This is a genomic window from Paraburkholderia sp. CNPSo 3274, assembly GCF_024206475.1.
Taxonomy (GTDB): domain Bacteria; phylum Pseudomonadota; class Gammaproteobacteria; order Burkholderiales; family Burkholderiaceae; genus Paraburkholderia.
Genome location: NZ_JAMBPR010000115.1, coordinates 1 through 17,031 on the forward strand (window position 1 = coordinate 1; position 17,031 = coordinate 17,031).

General features: G+C 62.6%; 21 protein-coding genes and 1 pseudogene. 12 read left to right on the forward strand and 10 right to left on the reverse strand.

Going from position 1 to position 17,031, the window contains the following annotated elements; genetic code table 11:
• A partial coding sequence (locus M3I54_RS40515) for an integrase core domain-containing protein (protein WP_254345683.1) occupies positions 1 to 215 on the forward strand: 215 nt, incomplete at its 5' end.
• Here M3I54_RS40515 and M3I54_RS45560 read toward each other — a convergent pair.
• Positions 128 to 775, reverse strand: a complete 648-nt coding sequence (locus tag M3I54_RS45560; RefSeq protein ID WP_375542300.1) for an MFS transporter — start codon at positions 773 to 775, stop codon at positions 128 to 130. The two genes, M3I54_RS40515 and M3I54_RS45560, sit on opposite strands and share 88 nt — an antisense overlap.
• A gap of 102 nt (positions 776 to 877) precedes the next feature.
• Between M3I54_RS45560 and M3I54_RS40520 the strand changes: the two genes are divergently transcribed.
• The 4 genes from M3I54_RS40520 to M3I54_RS40535 all read left to right on the forward strand — a co-directional run bounded on the left by M3I54_RS40520 (position 878) and on the right by M3I54_RS40535 (position 4,377).
• The gene (locus M3I54_RS40520) at positions 878 to 1,450 is read left to right on the forward strand and encodes a TetR/AcrR family transcriptional regulator (RefSeq protein WP_254345684.1); all 573 of its coding nucleotides are present in this window, start codon (positions 878 to 880) and stop codon (positions 1,448 to 1,450) included.
• Between the two features lie 75 nt (positions 1,451 to 1,525).
• Complete coding sequence (locus M3I54_RS40525; protein WP_254345686.1) at positions 1,526 to 2,407, forward strand: NAD(P)H-binding protein; 882 nt, start codon at positions 1,526 to 1,528, stop codon at positions 2,405 to 2,407.
• Between the two features lie 43 nt (positions 2,408 to 2,450).
• A complete protein-coding gene (locus tag M3I54_RS40530) occupies positions 2,451 to 3,167 on the forward strand; it encodes an SDR family oxidoreductase (protein ID WP_254345688.1) in 717 nt (238 codons plus the stop codon).
• A gap of 373 nt (positions 3,168 to 3,540) precedes the next feature.
• The gene (locus M3I54_RS40535; RefSeq protein WP_254345689.1) at positions 3,541 to 4,377 is read left to right on the forward strand and encodes a hypothetical protein; all 837 of its coding nucleotides are present in this window, start codon (positions 3,541 to 3,543) and stop codon (positions 4,375 to 4,377) included.
• Between the two features lie 12 nt (positions 4,378 to 4,389).
• Here M3I54_RS40535 and M3I54_RS40540 read toward each other — a convergent pair whose 3' ends face one another.
• Positions 4,390 to 5,676, reverse strand: a complete 1,287-nt coding sequence (locus tag M3I54_RS40540) for an ATP-binding protein (RefSeq protein WP_254345691.1) — start codon at positions 5,674 to 5,676, stop codon at positions 4,390 to 4,392.
• Between the two features lie 65 nt (positions 5,677 to 5,741).
• Here M3I54_RS40540 and M3I54_RS40545 point away from each other — a divergent pair, with 65 nt between their 5' ends.
• Positions 5,742 to 6,926: an iron ABC transporter permease gene (locus tag M3I54_RS40545; RefSeq protein ID WP_254345693.1), complete on the forward strand. Its 1,185-nt coding sequence runs from the start codon at positions 5,742 to 5,744 to the stop codon at positions 6,924 to 6,926.
• The gene (locus M3I54_RS40550) at positions 6,923 to 8,062 is read left to right on the forward strand and encodes a porin (protein ID WP_254345695.1); all 1,140 of its coding nucleotides are present in this window, start codon (positions 6,923 to 6,925) and stop codon (positions 8,060 to 8,062) included. Before M3I54_RS40545 ends, M3I54_RS40550 begins: the two co-directional genes overlap by 4 nt.
• 12 nt (positions 8,063 to 8,074) lie before the next feature.
• On the opposite strand, the gene M3I54_RS40555 is transcribed toward M3I54_RS40550, so the two are convergent.
• Positions 8,075 to 8,569: an SET domain-containing protein gene (locus tag M3I54_RS40555; protein WP_254345697.1), complete on the reverse strand. Its 495-nt coding sequence runs from the start codon at positions 8,567 to 8,569 to the stop codon at positions 8,075 to 8,077.
• 247 nt (positions 8,570 to 8,816) lie between these two features.
• Between M3I54_RS40555 and M3I54_RS40560 the strand changes: the two genes are divergently transcribed.
• The 3 genes from M3I54_RS40560 to M3I54_RS40570 all read left to right on the forward strand — a co-directional run bounded on the left by M3I54_RS40560 (position 8,817) and on the right by M3I54_RS40570 (position 10,193).
• Entirely contained in the window at positions 8,817 to 9,272 is a 456-nt protein-coding gene (locus M3I54_RS40560; RefSeq protein ID WP_254345699.1) for a MarR family winged helix-turn-helix transcriptional regulator, read from the forward strand.
• A gap of 263 nt (positions 9,273 to 9,535) precedes the next feature.
• On the forward strand, positions 9,536 to 9,727 hold the full coding sequence (locus M3I54_RS40565; protein WP_254345701.1) for a hypothetical protein: 192 nt from the start codon (positions 9,536 to 9,538) through the stop codon (positions 9,725 to 9,727).
• A gap of 151 nt (positions 9,728 to 9,878) precedes the next feature.
• Positions 9,879 to 10,193: a hypothetical protein gene (locus tag M3I54_RS40570; protein ID WP_254345703.1), complete on the forward strand. Its 315-nt coding sequence runs from the start codon at positions 9,879 to 9,881 to the stop codon at positions 10,191 to 10,193.
• 3 nt (positions 10,194 to 10,196) lie between these two features.
• On the opposite strand, the gene M3I54_RS40575 is transcribed toward M3I54_RS40570, so the two are convergent.
• From M3I54_RS40575 to M3I54_RS40605, 7 genes are all read right to left on the reverse strand, one after another.
• Positions 10,197 to 10,610, reverse strand: a complete 414-nt coding sequence (locus M3I54_RS40575) for a VOC family protein (RefSeq protein WP_254345705.1) — start codon at positions 10,608 to 10,610, stop codon at positions 10,197 to 10,199.
• Between the two features lie 27 nt (positions 10,611 to 10,637).
• A complete protein-coding gene (locus M3I54_RS40580; protein WP_254345707.1) occupies positions 10,638 to 11,171 on the reverse strand; it encodes a helix-turn-helix domain-containing protein in 534 nt (177 codons plus the stop codon).
• 98 nt (positions 11,172 to 11,269) lie between these two features.
• Complete coding sequence (locus tag M3I54_RS40585) at positions 11,270 to 11,635, reverse strand: hypothetical protein (protein ID WP_069263210.1); 366 nt, start codon at positions 11,633 to 11,635, stop codon at positions 11,270 to 11,272.
• A 260-nt stretch (positions 11,636 to 11,895) separates the two neighbouring features.
• Positions 11,896 to 12,663, reverse strand: a complete 768-nt coding sequence (locus M3I54_RS40590; RefSeq protein ID WP_254345709.1) for an ABC transporter ATP-binding protein — start codon at positions 12,661 to 12,663, stop codon at positions 11,896 to 11,898.
• A gap of 34 nt (positions 12,664 to 12,697) precedes the next feature.
• A complete protein-coding gene (locus M3I54_RS40595; RefSeq protein ID WP_254345710.1) occupies positions 12,698 to 13,411 on the reverse strand; it encodes an ABC transporter permease in 714 nt (237 codons plus the stop codon).
• The gene (locus tag M3I54_RS40600; protein WP_028206869.1) at positions 13,408 to 14,097 is read right to left on the reverse strand and encodes an ABC transporter permease; all 690 of its coding nucleotides are present in this window, start codon (positions 14,095 to 14,097) and stop codon (positions 13,408 to 13,410) included. Before M3I54_RS40600 ends, M3I54_RS40595 begins: the two co-directional genes overlap by 4 nt.
• Positions 14,098 to 14,162: 65 nt before the next feature.
• Entirely contained in the window at positions 14,163 to 14,921 is a 759-nt protein-coding gene (locus M3I54_RS40605; protein ID WP_254345714.1) for an ABC transporter substrate-binding protein, read from the reverse strand.
• A gap of 266 nt (positions 14,922 to 15,187) precedes the next feature.
• On the opposite strand from M3I54_RS40605, the gene hutH reads away from it, so the two are divergent.
• Together hutH and M3I54_RS40615 are read left to right on the forward strand one after the other, a co-directional pair.
• Positions 15,188 to 16,726, forward strand: a complete 1,539-nt coding sequence (gene hutH / locus M3I54_RS40610) for a histidine ammonia-lyase (RefSeq protein ID WP_254345716.1) — start codon at positions 15,188 to 15,190, stop codon at positions 16,724 to 16,726.
• A 56-nt stretch (positions 16,727 to 16,782) separates the two neighbouring features.
• Positions 16,783 to 17,031: pseudogene (locus M3I54_RS40615) on the forward strand (urocanate hydratase); the annotation flags it as partial.

Here is a 17,031-nt window from a genome sequence, read left to right on the forward strand (position 1 = left end):
TGAGAAGTCCGCAGAGCAACGGGATGGCCGAAAGCTTCGTCAAAACGATAAAGCGTGACTACGTCTCATGGATGCCCAAGCCTGATGTCAGAACCGCACTGCAAAACCTGGCTATCGCGTTTGACCACTACAACGAATCGCATCCGCACAGCGCCTTGAAATACTGCTCGCCACGCGAATTCCGCCAGCGCGCAACTTCACCAACCGAAGCGTGACCGCGTGTCCGGTCATGCAGGGGCAAGTCCACCGCGATCAACGTCGCCATACCGAATATCACAGACGCACCGCTAGCTAGCGTATTGAGCGTCAAATAGTGACGTACTCGACCGAGCGCAATCCCGCCCACGACGGCTCCTATTCCCAGACTGCCGAGCAACGTGCCATACCCGCCGGCGCCAAAATCCGGATGATGTTTCGCTACGAGCGGTAATAGCGCCCACAGGGCGCTTGCGCTACCTACGAAAATGATGGTGCGAACAAGTTGCGCGGCCGAACTCGTGCGATCGACTTCAACCTGCAAGCATCGATAGACAAAGATTTGGCTAAGTGTCTGATTCTTAGGGGGTGCCCCCAGCGTTTGGAGATGACTCAGACGGGCTCTAATAATTTTTACAATGCAGTGAAAGCACGCTTGCCGCGGGGATGGGAGTTGCCTGCAAACCCCTATGGCACAAGGAGTCGGACGGCGGTCGATTTTCCAGAACAGTTTTATTTGCGAAGCATCGTGACGCCAGGTTTGTTTGCAACGGAACAGATTTGGTTTGCCACTTACCACAGCGTGGCTGCCCTGCGATGCCCGAATAGCCAAAACGCGCCTTGACTTCCATTTAGATGATGACTACAATCTAAACAACATCGAATCACGGAGCGGGTCATCATGAGGAAGTCGAAGGTCGAAACGGCGCAGACGCGGGAGCGCATCGTGGAAGTCGCGGCTGGGGCATTCAGGGCGAATGGCATCCACGCAACGGGACTTGCCGACGTGATGGCCGCCGCAGGGCTTTCGCATGGCGGCTTTTATCGCCATTTCGAGTCGAAGGATCAGCTGGTTGCCGAGGCCTGCGAAGCGGGGCTGGCCGGCATCGTCGAAAACCTCGTCGCCGCTGCGGATGGGGTCACGGGCGAGGACGCGTTCCGCGCGGTCGTGGACGCGTACATGTCCACCGGTCATCGCGATGCGCGAGCGAACGGTTGCCCGCTCGCCGGCATGGGCAGCGAGCTGGCGCGCGCGGACGACGCGACGCGCGCGGCGGCGACGCGCGGGTTCGACGCTCTCGTGGATATGCTGGCGGCGCGCATGGCGACGCCGGAGGAAGAGGCGGACCGCTCGCAGGCCGTTTTCGCGCTCGCGGCCATGATCGGCGCGCTGACCATGGCGCGCATCATCCCCGACCAGGACGCTTCTGCGTTGCTGCTGGAAGACGTCAGGCAACACATCGAAATGATCTGAATGAAAGCTGTCGCCAGATAGTGGTGATTCAATTCGTGCTCGTATGTGCATATACACTTTAACGGAGAGCTCATCATGCAACAGCGTAAATTCCTGATTACTGGCGCCGCGGGAAAAACCGGCGTACATGTGGTCAATAACTTGCTCCAAGCCGGACATGCGGTTCGCGCGATGGTCCATACGGAAGACGCCCGCAGTGCCGCGCTGCGTGCCGCCGGCGCCGAAGTGGTGCTGGGCGATCTGCTCGATCACGACGACCTGATACGCGCCACTTCGGGCGTGACGGGCGCTTACCTCTGCTATCCCGTTCGGCCCGGGTTCATTCAGGGCACCGCGTATTTCGCGGACGCCGCTCGCCGCGCCGGGCTCGAAGTCGTCGTGGAAATGTCACAGATTTCCGCGCGCGAAAATGCGAAGAGCCACGCGGCGCGCGATCACTGGATCGCCGAGCGCGTGCTCGACTGGTCAGGGGTACCGACCATTCATATTCGCCCGACCTTCTTTTCGGAATGGCTGATTTTCCCGTGGGTGCGCGACACCATCGTCAAGGAAGGGCAGATCACGCTGCCTTACGGAGCGGGACGCCACGCGCCGATCGCCACCGTTGACCAGGCCCGCTTCATCGCCACGGTGCTCGCGCAACCGTCGGGCCATATTGGCAAGGCCTATGAGCTTTGCGGGCCGGTCGAACTCGACCACCAGGGCATTGCCGACGAGATCGGCAAGGTTATCGACCGGAAGATCGTTTATCGCCCCGGTACGCTCGACGAATATCGCGAGCATTTGCAGAAATATGACCTTCCAGAGTTTGCGATCCAGCACTTCATTGAAGTCGCTGTCGATTACCAGAACGGCGTGTTCAAGGGGACCGACAGCATCATCGAGCAGGTTACCGGCAACGCGCCGCAGACGGTCGAGGCGTTCGTTCGCGCTCATCGCGAGCTTTTCCGGGTTTGATTCAAACGACACTTTGTATGACTAGTTTAATTGGAGATTCAAAATGAAGATCAAGAATTCCGTTGTGTTTGTCACCGGCGCAAGCCGCGGCCTCGGTCTGGCGTTTGCACGCGAGGCGCTGGCCCGCGGTGCCGCCAAAGTCTACGCCGGGGTGCGCAATCCGGAAGGCTTCAGCGAACCCGGCATCGTCCCCGTCAAGGTCGACGTGACGGATCCGGCCTCCGTTACGGCTGCCGCGAAGATCGCCGCGGACGTGACGCTGCTCATCAACAACGCAGGGATTGCGGAAATTCTCGCGTCGCCGCTTGCGGCAGAGGCAGAGGAACAGGCGCGGCACATCTTCGAAACGAACTTTTATGGCGTCATTCGCACGACGCGCGCGTTCGAATCCGTGCTGCCCAGCGACGGCAACGGCGGCGTGATCAACGTGCTCTCCGATGTCTCGTGGCGAGCCGTGCCGTTCCTCGCGCCGTATTCCGCTTCGAAGGCGGCGGCCTGGAGCTATACCAACAACATCCGGCTGCACTTCGGGGAGCGCAAGATCGGCGTGGTCGGCGTGCATGTCGGCTTCGTGGATACTGATCTCACCAAGGATTTCGACGTGCCGAAAGCCAGTCCCGTCGATGTCGTTCGCCAGGCCTACGACGCGCTCGAAGCGGGCGAAAGCGAAGTGCTCGCGGATGCGGGCAGCCGTGAGTTGAAGCATTCGCTTTCGGCTGCGGTGCCGGGTTATAACGACCCTTCGGTCCTGCTGGCATAGTGTGCTGGCGTTGGCGGCAACGGGCCGGTGCGCCGCGCGCGCATGAAGACCGCGCGGCTCCGGCCCTCGATATCGTCTGGATGCGCAGCGAAGTGCCGAATGCGACAGGTTTCGAATCATCATTTCGATTCATGAATGATTCGAACTACGAATGTTTGGATTCGTGTAACAACAATTAAGATCAGTCATCCCTCCGTTGCCTTCCCTGTGTGGCATTCCACACACATCCAGCATTTACGGTCTTGAGCGCCGTGTCGAAACCGCTGATTGTTGAGAAGAGGGCTCCCGCCACGCGATTGTCTCGAACATGCTGCGATCTGCAGCCGGCTGCGCAGTCTCTCATCTCTTGAAGTGCAAGCACGCGGAGCCGCACATGTTCAACAGCACCGTACTCGAAGTCGGCATTGGCCTGGTGTTCTGCTATTTCGCAGTGAGCCTTGCCGTCAGCACCGTTACCGAGCTTTTTGCGTCGCTCTTGCAGTTGCGCGCGAAATGTCTGCTATCCGGCGTCAAGCAGATCTTGAACGATCCGCAGTTCAACGGAATGGCGCGCGACCTCTACAACCACGCGCTCGTGAGCCCGCGCGACTCCGGTGACGCGACGAATGCGAGCGACTTGAAGTACAAGCCTTCATACATTCCGTCGAAGGACTTTGCCCTGGCGATGATCGATATCCTTCGGCGCGCGCCCGGTGCGGAGCAGGACCTCGGTCAGTCGATTGCCACCATACAGAACCAGCAGTTGAGGGAGGTATTGCAGGCGATGTATCGGCACGCCAACCAGGATGTCGGCCAGTTTTCAGACGCGCTCGGCAAGTGGTTCGACAACGGGATGGACAGGCTCTCCGGCGCCTACAAGCGCTGGTCGCAATTAATTTCATTTGCCGTGGCGCTCGTCATCGTGGTTGCGCTGAACATCGATACGGTTTTTCTGTTCAGGATTCTATGGGTGCATCCCTCGCTCACGGGTGCGCTGCACGCGAACGCTTCTTCCGATGCGGTCTCCCTGATGAACCAGTTGCCGGTCGGCTGGCAAAGGGATGGCGCATACGCAGACGGCGTGGCCTGGATGATCGTCGGCTGGCTTCTCACGGCGAGCGCAACGTTGTTCGGCGCGCCGTTCTGGTTCGACCTGCTGCAAAACGTGACGAACCTGCGTGGAACCGGGCCGTCCACCGACGACGTTGCGCGCAAAACGGCTTCGAACTGAGGGCCCGTCGGCTCAATCGCCTGTCGGCAAAATCAGCTCGGCATCGAGCCCAACGATTCGCCCGTCCACCATCCGATTGCGCAGCACGAGCGAGCCGCCATGCGCGGCCGCTACGCTGCGCGCAATCGTGAGCCCCAATCCCGTGCCACCAGGCGCATCGCTGCTACGCGAATCGATGCGGAAATAAGGCTCGAACACGCGCTCGAGCAGTGCGGCATCGGCAATGCCGGGCCCGCTGTCGCCGATCACCACGCGTACGCTATCTTCAACATCGCATACGGTGACGCTTGCCTCGCCGCCATAGCGAATCGCGTTGTCGAAAAGATTCTGCAGACAGCGCTTGAGGTTGCGCGCAAAGCCCGGAATGGGCGCGCGCACGCTGCCCGTCACGCTGACATGATGGCCCTGTTCGCTTGCATCCCCGGCAAGTCCTTCGAGCATCGAAACGAGATCGATGCGCTGGCGCGGCTCGGTGATCTCCACGCCCTGCACGGCGTCGAGCGTGGCGCGCACCATGCCTTCCATGTCTTCGAGGTCGCCGCGCAGGCGCTCGCGCGAAGCCGCGTCCGGCAGCATTTCGACGCGCAGTCGCAGCCGCGTGAGCGGCGAGCGCAAGTCCTGCGAGACCGCGCTCAGAAAGCGCGTGCGCGCAGCAAAGCTGTCGATCAACTGCTGCTGCATGGCGTTGAACGAATGCGCCGCATTGCGCACTTCGCGCGGACCGGCTTCCTGCAAGGGCGCGCGATAGATGTTGCGCCCGAGTGCTTCGGCCGCGGCCGCGAAGCGGCGCAATGGCGCGAGCGCGAAGCGCACCGCGACCATGGCGATCAGGCACACGGCGGCGAAGCGCAGCAGATAGATACGCAGCAGGTAATCGATCACTAGCGCGCCGCGCTCGGTATGCATGCCCGCCTGGCCTTCGTTCGCGTGGATATCGAGCCAGCCGTGTCCGGGCACCTCGAGTTGCACGTGAAAGTCGCCGGTGGGCATGCGCGAGTCGAACAGGCTCAGCACGCCGCTTGTCGCAAGCGCGCCGTCGCGCACCTGAGCGTCGATGAGATGCACGTCGATGGGTTCGGAGAGGCGCTTGCGGATCACGCCTTCGATCAGCCCGGCAGTGGCGCGCTGCGCGAGCGAGAGCGTTGCGGGCGTGGCCAGCGGCGCGCCTTGCACCCATTGCAGTCGGTAGCGGTCGTCGCCGAGCGTGCCGACGATCGCCTCGCGCGAATACGGGCACCGAGTGGGTCGATGCACCGTTGCCAGCGGTGCAAGCGCAGCAGGCCGCGCGATGAACGGCATGCGCTTCGCAGCAGAGGCCGCGCGACAGCTGGACCCGATACCCGGCGCACGACGCCGAAGCGCAATTGCGCGCCTACGCGCGCCTCACTCGCCGCCGCGTGCTGAGCCTCGTAGCCGTCGCGTTGCTGATCGTCGCCTCGCTGCTGTTCGACCTCAGCTCCGGCCCTTCGGGCCTGCCCATCGCGACCTTGCTGCGCACGATCTTCCTGCCCGCTTCGGCTGACCCTGCCAGTAGCGTGATCGTGTGGCAGATCCGCCTGCCCGATGCCGTCATGGCGCTCGTGGTCGGCGCTTCGCTCGGCATTTCGGGCGCGGAGATGCAGACGATCCTCAACAATCCGCTCGCGAGCCCCTATACGCTGGGCGTTTCGGCGGCGGCTGCCTTCGGCGCGTCGCTCGCCATCGTGCTCGACGTGGCGATTCCGGGCGTCGCGCAAACGTGGATCGTCTCGGCCAACGCGTTCGTGTTCGCGTTCGCTTCGGCGCTGCTGCTCGATTTCGTCGCGCGCTGGCGCGGCATGAGCACGGCGGGCGTCGTGCTGATGGGCATCGCGCTCGTGTTCTCGTTTCATGCGCTCGTCGAACTTATGCAGTTCATCGCCTCCGCGGACGCGCTGCAGGGTCTCGTGTTCTGGACGCTCGGTTCGCTCGCGCGCGCCGACTGGCCGAAGATCGGCGTGCTCACGGCGGCGCTCGCGCTCGCCTTGCCGTTCTCGATGCGCAACGCGTGGACGCTCACCGCGCTGCGCCTGGGCGAAGAGCGCGCGGCGAGCTTCGGCATCGACGTGCGGCTGCTGCGCCTCGGCACGCTGTTGCGCGTGTCGGCGCTTTCGGCGCTAGCCGTGTCGTTCGTCGGGACCATCGGTTTCGTGGGACTGATCGCGCCGCACATCGCGCGCACGCTGTTCGGCGAGGATCATCGCTTCTATTTGCCGGGCAGCTTGCTGCTCGGCGCGCTGATGCTCTCGCTCGCTTCCATCGCCTCGAAGCTGCTCGTGCCGGGCGTGCTGATTCCCGTTGGGATCGTCACGGCGCTCGTGGGCATTCCGCTCTCGCCGGTCAGCAGGGCATCGCCAGCCGCCACTAGCGCGGCCCAGCGAGCCCGTTTCAACCGCCGTTTCAGCGCGTGTCTTCACGTCGCCGGACCGCATTCGCCCAGCGCGAATGCGGGGCCGGTTTGCGCGCTGAGCGGCCATCGCCATACGCAAAACTCGCGCAAACACGTGATAACTCGAAGGAAAAAGCAATGAAAAAGACGCTCGTCGCCCCAGCCCTTGCCGCGGCCTATGCATGCGGGGCCCACGCGCAAAGCAGTGTGACGCTGTACGGCGTGATCGACGCCGGCCTCTCGTACAACAGCAACGCAGGCGGACACAGCCTCTTCGCAGCCGGCCGCGGCAACGTCACAGGCAGTCACTGGGGCGTGACCGGCAGCGAGGACCTGGGCGGCGGCACGCGCGCCATCTTCCGCCTCGAGAGCGGCTTCAGCGTGACGAACGGCACGCTGCGCCAGGGCGGCCGCATGTTCGGCTACCAGGCATACGCGGGCCTCGAAAACAATCGCTACGGCGCGCTCACGCTGGGCCGGCAGTATGACTCCGTGGTCGATTATCTCGCGCCGCTCAGCTTTATCGGCCGTCATCCGGGCGGCAACAATCTTTCGGCTCACCCGTACGACAACGACAACCTCAACAACTCGTTTCGCGTGAACAACGCGGTCAAGTACGCGAGCGCGAACTACGGCGGCGCGAAGTTCGGCGCGCTCTACGGCTTCTCGAACGAAGCGGGCGGCTTCGACGACAATCGCCTCTACAGTTTTGGCGCGTCGTACGATTTCGGCGGATTCGAGTTCGGCGCGGGCTACCTGCAGGCCAACAACGGCGGCGGCAGCAACACGAACGGCGCGCTCACGCTCACCGACCGGACGTTCATCGCGGCCCAGCAGCGCACCTATGGCGCGGGTGTCAACTACGTCACCCGCAATGCGCGCTTCGGCTTTGTGTGGACCCGCACGCAACTGGGCGGCCTCGATACGATCAATGGCGCGAACAGCCTCGGCCTCGTGCAGAACGGGCAGGGCGCGAGCTTCAGCAACTATGAGATGAATGCGAGCTACATGTTCACGCCGCAATTCAGCCTGAACGGCGCGTACCCCTACACGCAGGCCGCGCTTTCGAGTTCAGGCGGCGAGCATCACCCGCGCTGGCACGAGGTGTCGGTGCAGGCCTACTACTTCCTCTCGAAACGCACCGACGTCTATGCGCAGGCGAGCTACCAGCACATCAGCGCGGATGGATCGGGTCTGGGTGCGGATATCAGCAGGCAGTCGCCGTCGTCGACGAATCAGCAGACGGTTGTTGCGATCGGCATGCGGCACCGGTTCTGATCGACGTGCAGCCTACAGCAGGCTGCCTACGCTGACGATGCTGCTGACGCCGGCGTCCGCGCTGACACCGGCGCCGGCGAGCATCGTCCCGCGGCAGGCCGGCGCGCCGCAGCGGCAGGTGTATTCGCGTATGTTGTCTTCGCAGGCGTCGTCAGGCAGTTCGAGCGCGTAGTCGATGAATAGCTCTTCACCCGGCAGGATGTCGCGGCACGCGTCGATGAACACGTGGCCGTTGATTTCGATGGTTTCGCAGTTCGCCTGGCACGCGTGATTGAGCCAGCGCGCCCAGTTGCCGCCCTGGCCACCGTCGATCACGCGGCCATCGGAAAGGCCGAAGAGAAACGTATGCGCGCCGTCTTCACGCAGACGGTAACGCCGGGCCGCGCTGCGCCAGCTCATGATCTTGCCTTTGTATTCGAAGATGCGTTCGCCGGCCCGCAGGGGGCGCAACGCATAGACGCCTTTTCCGTGCACCGGCGATTGCCGGACAGTCATTCGTTTGCTCATGGCCATCTTCGCGCGTTGAACGCGTGCAGTATAAGCGGCCACGATGAAAGCGAGTGATGAAAATGGATATGAGCATCGACGCTGCGTATTGCGCCTTCGGACACTGCGTGCACCGTATTGAAGCGAGCGGTGCTCGACTCACCGCTTCTGACCCGTGCGTGCCCCACAGTTGACCTCGCGGGCAGGATCAGGGCAACATACCCGGGTTTCTTTCGCGGGTTTCCGGATCCAATTCTCGAGTGGGCATATGGCAAGTACAAATGAGCCTGGCGCAGACGCCTCGCTGACCTATCGGCTGAAGGCATTGACCAAGATCGCCGATCGCATGAGCAGCGAGATGTCGCGCGACAAACTGGGTGTGCCGTATCCGGAGGCGAGCATCATCGCCGCGATCGGCACGTTCGGTCCGCAAACCGTGATGGATATCTCGCGGCGCGCCAACCTCGACAAGAGTCAGGCGAGCCGCACGGTCGAGGCCATGCTCTCGAAGGAAATCCTCGCGCGCACGGGCAACGACAAGGACGGGCGCAGCGTCATCATTTCGCTCACCGGCGAAGGCCGCAAGATTTTCAAAAAGATCGGCCCTACATTGGACAAGCGCGACAGCGATCTTTACCACGGGCTGAACGAGGCCGAGCGTGTCGCGCTGCGCTTTCTGCTCGACAAGGTCCTCGCGTCACACGGCTGGGACGCCACCCCCTGACCGCCTCCTTGTCCGTGCTGACTTCCGGCACGCGATCAGTCATTGAATTGTCATCAAATTGCCGCCGCGAAGCGCAGTGCCGTTTCGTGGCGGACCAGGCGCTCACGCACAGTGGCGCCTAAGCCTAAAAGAATGGCATTTGAAGCGAAAAGCGCTTCAGTGAATTGCCGTATCGTTCGCTCACATCGAAAAGCAAGCTCGCACACGCCGTGCAAACCGTCGGCAGCCGCATGCGGATCTAATTTCTTTGGAGCAGGACTGATATGAAAGACATCATCGCGGAAAGCCAGGAGACGAGCACCGACGATCGCGCGAGGAGCGCTGGGCCAGGCAACGGCGCGGATCGCGCAAGCCACGGCGCCGCTGCGCGTTCGCCTTCGAACTGGGCGTGGGCGACGCCGACCAGCCAGTACGACTGGATGGACGGCCACGCGCCGTTTGCCGTACTCGACTAGCGCAAACATGTCAATGATCTGAAGATCGGTGCGCTCCATTAAACGCTCGTACGCGACAGGATGTCACCTGCGAGTGGTTTATTTCGGCACTATAGTTGACTTGTCATGTAACTGAGGGTCAGCGGCAGGCAGCGCTGAAATGGAGGCAACAATGTTCAAGAACATTAGCGAAACGTATCTGGACCTGATGGGCGATCGCACGCGCGTGCAAACCGCGCGAGTCACGCAGACGCTATTCATGAAGGACCGGCTGGGCAGCCAGCTTCTGGTGATTACCCAGCAGGGCAAGCCACAGGCCGTGTTTCCTGCGACGGATCGCAATATCGAGGTGATTTTGTGCGCGGGCTTGCGTATTCACGAATACGTCATGCTCGACGGCCAGATCGACTATCAGGAAATCGCCGAAAGCCGGGACCATTTCGAAGACGCGGCCGAAGACATCGCCTTCGGAGCCGCGCGCGCATAGCCGCTATGACTGCTTCGGCGCCTGGATCATCTTCCAGCCGTTGCCGGCAGGATCGCGAAAACCCGCGTCGACGCTGCCGTAGCGGTCGACTGGCTCCTGGGTGAATTCCACGCCCAGGCCCTTCAGGCGCTCGTAGTTGGCGCGGCAGTCCGCCACGGCGAGCACAAGGGGCGGCATGGCGCCCTTGGCGACCATGGTGCGCAGCGCTTGCGCGGTGGCCTCATCGTGAACGGGCGGCCCGGGCAGGAAGAGCCCGAGCTGGAACGATGGCTGCTCCGGGTGCTGGACCGTGAGCCAGCGGTACGCACCATTGCGCACGTCGGTATGCACACGGAATCCGAGTTTGTCGACGTAGAACTTGAGCGCCTCGTCCTGGTCGTCCACGTACAGGCCCACCACATTGATACCCTGATTCATAGCACCTCCCTGGTTGATGTCCGCACTTCAGGGCCGCACTTTAGCTTTGCCCGCGCGACGCCGCTTCTCCAAAACTGCTGTGGTGAGGTCGGGGCGCTGCGCGGCTTTCAGCACGCAGGCGGGCACGCGGTCGATTTCGGGCAGGTTGGCCCGCGCCTGAACGCGCATGGCGCTGGGGCTCAAGCCGGTCACGTCGCGAAACGTGCGGCCAAAGGTGCCAAGACTCTCCCAGCCGGTGGCGAAGGCGATATCCGTGATGTCGAGATCGGTGTCGCGCAGCAGGGTGGTGGCCTGCTCGATGCGCCGTGTGAGCAGGTAGCGATGCGGCGGGAGGCCGAAGGCACGCTTGAAGGAGCGCGCGAAATGGGCTTCGGAAACGCCGCTGACCTCGGCCAGGCGTTTGACGGGCCAGGCCTCGTGAGAAGCGGCGTCCATGCGGTCTTTCGCGCGCAATAGACGGCGCAGCAGGGCCGGGTCCTGGAGGGGTTCGGCGTGGGGCGGTTCGGGATGCGCGTGGGTAAGCGTGGGCGCATCGGCGTTGAGGGCTGCACTAGCTGGCATGCATACGTCTGAAGTGGGCGACATGCCGGTAGTTTAGGCCCAACGGCGATCGTCGGCCGACGGTTGGCTTTCGATTGGTTGGGCCTGCCAGGCGCCGCTCACTGCGAATCGACGAACTGGATGATTTCGCCGTTGTCGCGCTTGAGGTACAGGTCGGCGCCTTTCATGCGCACTTCGTTGCACGAATACGGCATCTTGCTGCCTTTGCTGCAGATCTTGCCGTCCTCGGCTTTCCAGTCGCCGTGGTCGGCAAAGCCTTTGCTCGACTTGAAGTCGTAGTCGCCGTTATTGCCATACTGCACATGCCACGTGCTGCCGTCGGCGATCTTGATGTCGAACGCCTTGCCTGAGAGGCGTTGCTGGATGTCGGCCGCGCTTGGGCTCGCGGAACCGTCCGGGAATGCCGCTGAGTCTGCAAAAGCCGTAGCGGGAACGATGAGCAGGAGGGCAAGCAGCTTCTTCATGGGAGGTCTCCTGAAAAGCCGGATTACTGCCTTGCTTCGACACGATGGAGCGGCGCGCTTGCTCGGCGGATAGCCTGATGCCAGGCGCGGAGGCGGGCGTTGCGCGTCGTTCACGTTTTCACTATAGCTCTGGGCGATTGCGCCAATGTGGCCTGGCGCACACAAGGCGTGTAACCGAGGCTGCACGTCGATGCCCGCACATCGTTGCGCATGACCCCAGAATGCGCTGGCGGGCCGTGAAATGACTGCCCGCCACGACCTTACTTCAACCGTCCCGCCAGGAACTGCTGCAGCCGCTCGCTGCGCGGTGTATTGAGCACTTCCTTGGGGTCGCCTTGCTCTTCGATCTTCCCCTTGTGCAGAAACACGACGTGATTCGACACGTTGCGCGCGAAGCCCATTTCGTGCGTGACGACGATCATGGTGCGGCCTTCCTCCGCGAGCTTTTGCATGACCTTGAGCACTTCGCCCACGAGTTCGGGGTCGAGCGCGGAGGTGGGCTCGTCGAACAACATGACTTCGGGCTCCATGGCCAGCGCGCGGGCGATCGCCACGCGTTGCTGCTGGCCGCCGGAAAGATGCGAGGGGTACTTGTGCTCGACACTGGCAGCCAGCCCCACCTTGTCGAGGTACTTGCGCGCGCGGGCCTCGGCCTCGCTGCGACTCAGTCCAAGCACGCTGACCGGCGCCTCGATGATGTTCTCGAGCACCGTCATGTGCGCCCAGAGATTGAAGTGCTGAAAGACCATCGAAAGGCGCGTGCGCATTTTCTGGAGCTGCTTCGGGTCGCTCACGCGCAGCGCGCCGCCGCGGTCGGCGTTCGTACGGATCTCCTCGCCGTTGAGCGTAACGCGTCCCGAGCAGGGCGATTCGAGAAAGTTAATGCAACGCAAAAACGTGCTCTTTCCCGAACCGCTCGACCCGATCAGGCTGATCACGTCGCCAGCCTTTGCCTTGAGCGATACGCCCTTCAAAACCTCGTTCTCGCCGAACTTCTTGTGCAGGTCGTCGACAATCAGCTTGTACATACTCGGTTCACTCCATCAAAACTGCATGAAATTCTTAGTGGCCTTGCGGCTTCAGATAAGCCAGCACACGTGTTTCGAGGCGGCGGAAGCCCCAGATCAGGGCGAAGACGATGGACGCATAGAGCGCCGCTGCGATGCCGTACGCCTGGAACGTCATATAGGTGGCGGAATTCGCGTCGCGCGCCACTTTCAAAATGTCGGGCACGGTCGCCGTGAAAGCCAGTGTCGTGGCGTGCAGCATGAGGATCACTTCGTTGCTGTACGAGGGCAGGGCGCGCCGCAACGCGGAAGGCAGGATGATGCGCGTGTAGACCTTCGTTTTCGACATGCCATACGCCTGGGCCGCTTCGATCTCGCCATACGAGGTCTCGCGAATCGCGCCAGCGAAAATCTCGGTGGCGTAAGCGCACTCGTTCAATGCAAAGGCCAGCAGCGTGCAGTTCATGGCACTGCGAAAGAAGTCGCCAAGAACCGGATTGGAGTGCACGAAGTGCAGGCTGTAGAGGCCGGTGTAGCAGAGCAGCAACTGCACATAGAGCGGTGTGCCGCGGAACACGTACGTATAGACCCAAACCGGCCGCGATAGCCACGGGTTGCGCGATGCGCGCGCGATGGCGAGCGGCACGGCAAGCAGGAAGCCCGCCACGATCGAAACGACCAGCAGCCAGAGCGTGATGACGAGACCGCTGGTGTTGAAGCCGTCGCTATACAGAAAGTTGGGCCAATATTGACGAAGCAGTTCGATCACAGCGCTGCCCTCCGCACACCGGTCGAATAGCGCTTTTCGAGGCGGTGCAATGCGAGATTGGAAACCGTGGTGATGGCGAGATAAATCGCGCCGGTCACGAGCGTGAAAAAGAAGAACGCCTGGGTGGCCTTGCCCGCGTCCTGAGCGGCCTTCACCACATCGGCGAGACCGATGATCGAAACGAGCGCCGTGGCTTTCACGAGCACCTGCCAGTTATTGCCGATGCCTGGCAGCGCGAAACGCATCATCTGCGGGAACAGGATGCGCGTGAACACGCGCGTGGAACTCATGCCGTATGCGAAACCGGCTTCGATCTGCCCGCGCGGCACGGCGAGAAACGCGCCGCGGAAGGTCTCCGTGAAATACGCGCCGTAAATGAAGCCGAGCGTGATGACGCCGGCCACGAACGGGTCGATGTCGATCTGGTCCATGCCCATCATGTCGGTCGCGTCGTTGAGCCAGATCTGGATGCTGTAGAACAGCAGCAGCATGAGCACGAGGTCGGGCACCGCGCGAATGAGCGTGGTGTACGCCGTGCCGATGCGCGAAAGCACGCGGTTGGGCGAGAGCTTCGCGGCAGCGCCCGCAAGCCCGAGCAGAAACGCGGCGCCGAGCGAAAGCACCGCGAGCTTGATGGTTTCCCACGTGCCCGCGAGGAGCAGCGGGCCGAAGCCTTGAAAGACCATGGAAGAATGTCCTCGTTCAGGGGAGCAGCGCTCCCCTTTGTTGTTGCAGATGCAGACGGCGGCGCTTAACCGCCGTACACGTCGAAGTCGAAATACTTCGACTCGATCTTCTTGTACGTGCCGTCCTTGATCATGTCGGCGATCGTCTTGTCGATCTTCGCCTTGAGGTCGGCATCTTCCTTGCGCAGGCCGATAGCGGCGGCGCCCGTGGGGATTTCCGCGCCCGCGAACGCAAAGCCCGCACCACGCGGCGTCTTCAGGAAGCCGAGATTGGCCTGCACTTCGTCTTGCAGCGCGGCGTCGAGGCGCCCCGACTGCAGATCCAGATAGACCTGGTCCTGGTTCTGGTAGGGGATCACGTTGATGCCTTTGGGCGCCCAGTTCTGCTTCGCGTAGGTCTCCTGAATCGAGCCTTGCTCGACGCCCACGGTCTTGCCTTGCAGCGAAGCGATGGTCGGTTGCAGCGGCGAGCCCTGCTTCGCGACGAGGCGCGTAGGCGTGTTGAAGAGCTTGGCCGAGAAGGCGATCTGCTGCTCGCGCTGCGGGGTGATCGTGAGCGCGGAGAGCGCGCCGTCGAACTTCTTGGCCTTGAGGCCCGGGATCATGCCGTCGAAATCCTGCTCGACCCACACGCATTTGGCGTTCAGGCGCCGGCAGATTTCGTTGCCGAGGTCGATGTCGAAACCGACCAGCTTGCCATCGGTCGCCTTCGATTCGAACGGCGCGTAGCTCGCGTCGGTGCCGAAACGGATGGTGGACCAGTCTTTCGCATACGCGCCACCGGCGGCAAGGGCGAGGGCGACACACAAGGCAAGTTTCTTCATGAAGTCTCCGATAGGAATGGTTGGCGTGTGCCCGGTCACGGATTGGAGGTTCGGCCCGGCAAGTTGTCTATACAATTATCGATGTGTCGAAAAGACCGGCAATCGGTGTTATCACCTGGGGATTTCACTGTGCTGCAATCGAAAGTTGGCGTAATTCAGCCGTTAGGGAGCGGGGGTGCGGGTATACGTGGAGCAAATTGAACTTGTATAGACAAGCTCGCTTCGGTAATCTGATTTCACCTTGTCCAGACAACTTTGACACCGCAATGAACATCAAACTCACTCCCGGCCATCTGACCCTGTCCCAACTGCGCCAGATCGCGCGTGCCCATGAAAACGGCGGCGTGAAGCTCGAACTCGATCCGGCCAGCTTCGCGGCCATCGACGCAGGCGCACGCGCCGTTGCCGAGATCACCGCGAAGGGCGAGCCCGCCTACGGCATCAATACGGGCTTCGGGCGTCTGGCGAGCACGCACATCCCGAACGACCAGCTCGAACTCCTGCAGCGCAATCTGGTGCTTTCGCATGCCGTGGGCGTGGGCGAGCCGATGTCGCGTCCGGTTGTGCGCCTCTTGATGGCGCTGAAGCTGTCGAGCCTGGGCCGCGGCCATTCGGGCATCCGCCGCGAAGTGATGGACGCGCTCATCACGCTCTTCAATGCCGACGTGCTGCCTGTGATTCCGGTGAAGGGCTCGGTGGGCGCCTCGGGCGACCTCGCGCCGCTCGCACATATGTCCTGCGTGTTGCTGGGTGTGGGCGACGTGTTCGCGAAGGGCGAGCGCATGAGCGCGCTGGAGGGCTTGCGTCTCGTCGGCCTCAAGCCGCTCGCGCTGCAGGCGAAGGAAGGTCTCGCGCTGCTCAACGGCACGCAGGCTTCCACGGCGCTTGCCATCTACAACATGTTCGCGATCGAAGACCTCTACCGCACGGCACTTGTTGCTGGCGCGCTCTGCGTGGATGCGGCGGCGGGCTCGGTGAAGCCGTTCGACGCGCGCATTCACGAACTGCGAGGCCATCGCGGCCAGATCGAGGCGGCCGCGGCCTATCGCACGCTGCTCGAAGGTTCGGCGATCAACCTCTCGCACCGCGATTGCGGCAAGGTCCAGGACCCGTACTCGCTGCGCTGCCAGCCGCAGGTGATGGGCGCGTGTCTGGACCAGATGCGCCACGCGGCGCAGGTGCTGCTCATCGAAGCGAATGCGGTTTCGGACAATCCGCTGATCTTCCCGGAAACGAATGAAGTGCTCTCGGGCGGCAACTTCCACGCGGAACCGGTGGCCTTCGCCGCCGACAATCTCGCGCTGGCCGCGGCCGAAATCGGCGCACTGGCCGAGCGCCGCATCGCGCTGCTCATCGACGCGACGCTCTCGGGCCTGCCGCCTTTCCTCGTGAAGGACGGCGGCGTGAATTCGGGCTTCATGATCGCGCACGTCACGGCTGCTGCACTGGCTTCGGAAAACAAGACGCTCGCGCATCCGGCCTCGGTCGACTCGCTGCCGACCTCGGCAAACCAGGAAGACCACGTTTCGATGGCGACGTTCGCGGCGCGCAAGCTCGCCGACATTGCCGACAACACGGCCAACATCCTCGCGATCGAACTGCTCGCCGCAGCCCAGGGCGTGGACCTGCGCGCGCCGCATCACACGAGCCCGGCGCTCGCGCACGTGATGGAGTCGGTGCGCGCCGAGGTGCCGCATTACGACCTCGACCGCTACTTCGCGCCGGACATCGCCGCGATGACGAAGCTCGTGCAGAACGGTGCGATCGCCAAGCACAGCCCGCTGGCATTCGAGTCCGAGCAATAAGCGCTCAAAGCCGAATAAAAACAGTCATCCTGAATAACATCCGAGACGAAGACGTTATGAACCACCCGAACTTCACCGACCCCCGCCTCGACCCGACCCGCACGATCCGCGCGCCGCGCGGCAGCGAGAAGGTCTGCAAGACCTGGCTGGCGGAAGCCGCCTACCGGATGATCCAGAACAATCTGGACCCGGAAGTCGCCGAGCATCCGCATGCGCTCGTGGTGTATGGCGGCATTGGCCGTGCCGCGCGCAACTGGGAGTGCTTCGACCAGATCCTCGCGTCGCTGAAGGACCTGAACGAGGAC

What these genes read in the sequence shown, in the direction of transcription:
- M3I54_RS40560 (WP_254345699.1), top strand. Translation starts at nt 8,817, where the DNA reads ATGGCAAGTACAAATGAGCCTGGCGCAGACGCCTCGCTGACCTATCGG.
- M3I54_RS40540 (WP_254345691.1), bottom strand. Translation starts at nt 5,676, where the DNA reads ATGCCGTTCATCGCGCGGCCTGCTGCGCTTGCACCGCTGGCAACGGTG.
- M3I54_RS40585 (WP_069263210.1), bottom strand. Translation starts at nt 11,635, where the DNA reads ATGAAGAAGCTGCTTGCCCTCCTGCTCATCGTTCCCGCTACGGCTTTT.
- M3I54_RS40580 (WP_254345707.1), bottom strand. Translation starts at nt 11,171, where the DNA reads ATGCCAGCTAGTGCAGCCCTCAACGCCGATGCGCCCACGCTTACCCAC.
- M3I54_RS40600 (WP_028206869.1), bottom strand. Translation starts at nt 14,097, where the DNA reads ATGGTCTTTCAAGGCTTCGGCCCGCTGCTCCTCGCGGGCACGTGGGAA.
- M3I54_RS40575 (WP_254345705.1), bottom strand. Translation starts at nt 10,610, where the DNA reads ATGAATCAGGGTATCAATGTGGTGGGCCTGTACGTGGACGACCAGGAC.
- M3I54_RS40555 (WP_254345697.1), bottom strand. Translation starts at nt 8,569, where the DNA reads ATGAGCAAACGAATGACTGTCCGGCAATCGCCGGTGCACGGAAAAGGC.
- hutH (WP_254345716.1), top strand. Translation starts at nt 15,188, where the DNA reads ATGAACATCAAACTCACTCCCGGCCATCTGACCCTGTCCCAACTGCGC.
- M3I54_RS40565 (WP_254345701.1), top strand. Translation starts at nt 9,536, where the DNA reads ATGAAAGACATCATCGCGGAAAGCCAGGAGACGAGCACCGACGATCGC.
- M3I54_RS40520 (WP_254345684.1), top strand. Translation starts at nt 878, where the DNA reads ATGAGGAAGTCGAAGGTCGAAACGGCGCAGACGCGGGAGCGCATCGTG.
- M3I54_RS40530 (WP_254345688.1), top strand. Translation starts at nt 2,451, where the DNA reads ATGAAGATCAAGAATTCCGTTGTGTTTGTCACCGGCGCAAGCCGCGGC.
- M3I54_RS40550 (WP_254345695.1), top strand. Translation starts at nt 6,923, where the DNA reads ATGAAAAAGACGCTCGTCGCCCCAGCCCTTGCCGCGGCCTATGCATGC.
- M3I54_RS40525 (WP_254345686.1), top strand. Translation starts at nt 1,526, where the DNA reads ATGCAACAGCGTAAATTCCTGATTACTGGCGCCGCGGGAAAAACCGGC.
- M3I54_RS40535 (WP_254345689.1), top strand. Translation starts at nt 3,541, where the DNA reads ATGTTCAACAGCACCGTACTCGAAGTCGGCATTGGCCTGGTGTTCTGC.
- M3I54_RS40590 (WP_254345709.1), bottom strand. Translation starts at nt 12,663, where the DNA reads ATGTACAAGCTGATTGTCGACGACCTGCACAAGAAGTTCGGCGAGAAC.
- M3I54_RS40570 (WP_254345703.1), top strand. Translation starts at nt 9,879, where the DNA reads ATGTTCAAGAACATTAGCGAAACGTATCTGGACCTGATGGGCGATCGC.
- M3I54_RS40605 (WP_254345714.1), bottom strand. Translation starts at nt 14,921, where the DNA reads ATGAAGAAACTTGCCTTGTGTGTCGCCCTCGCCCTTGCCGCCGGTGGC.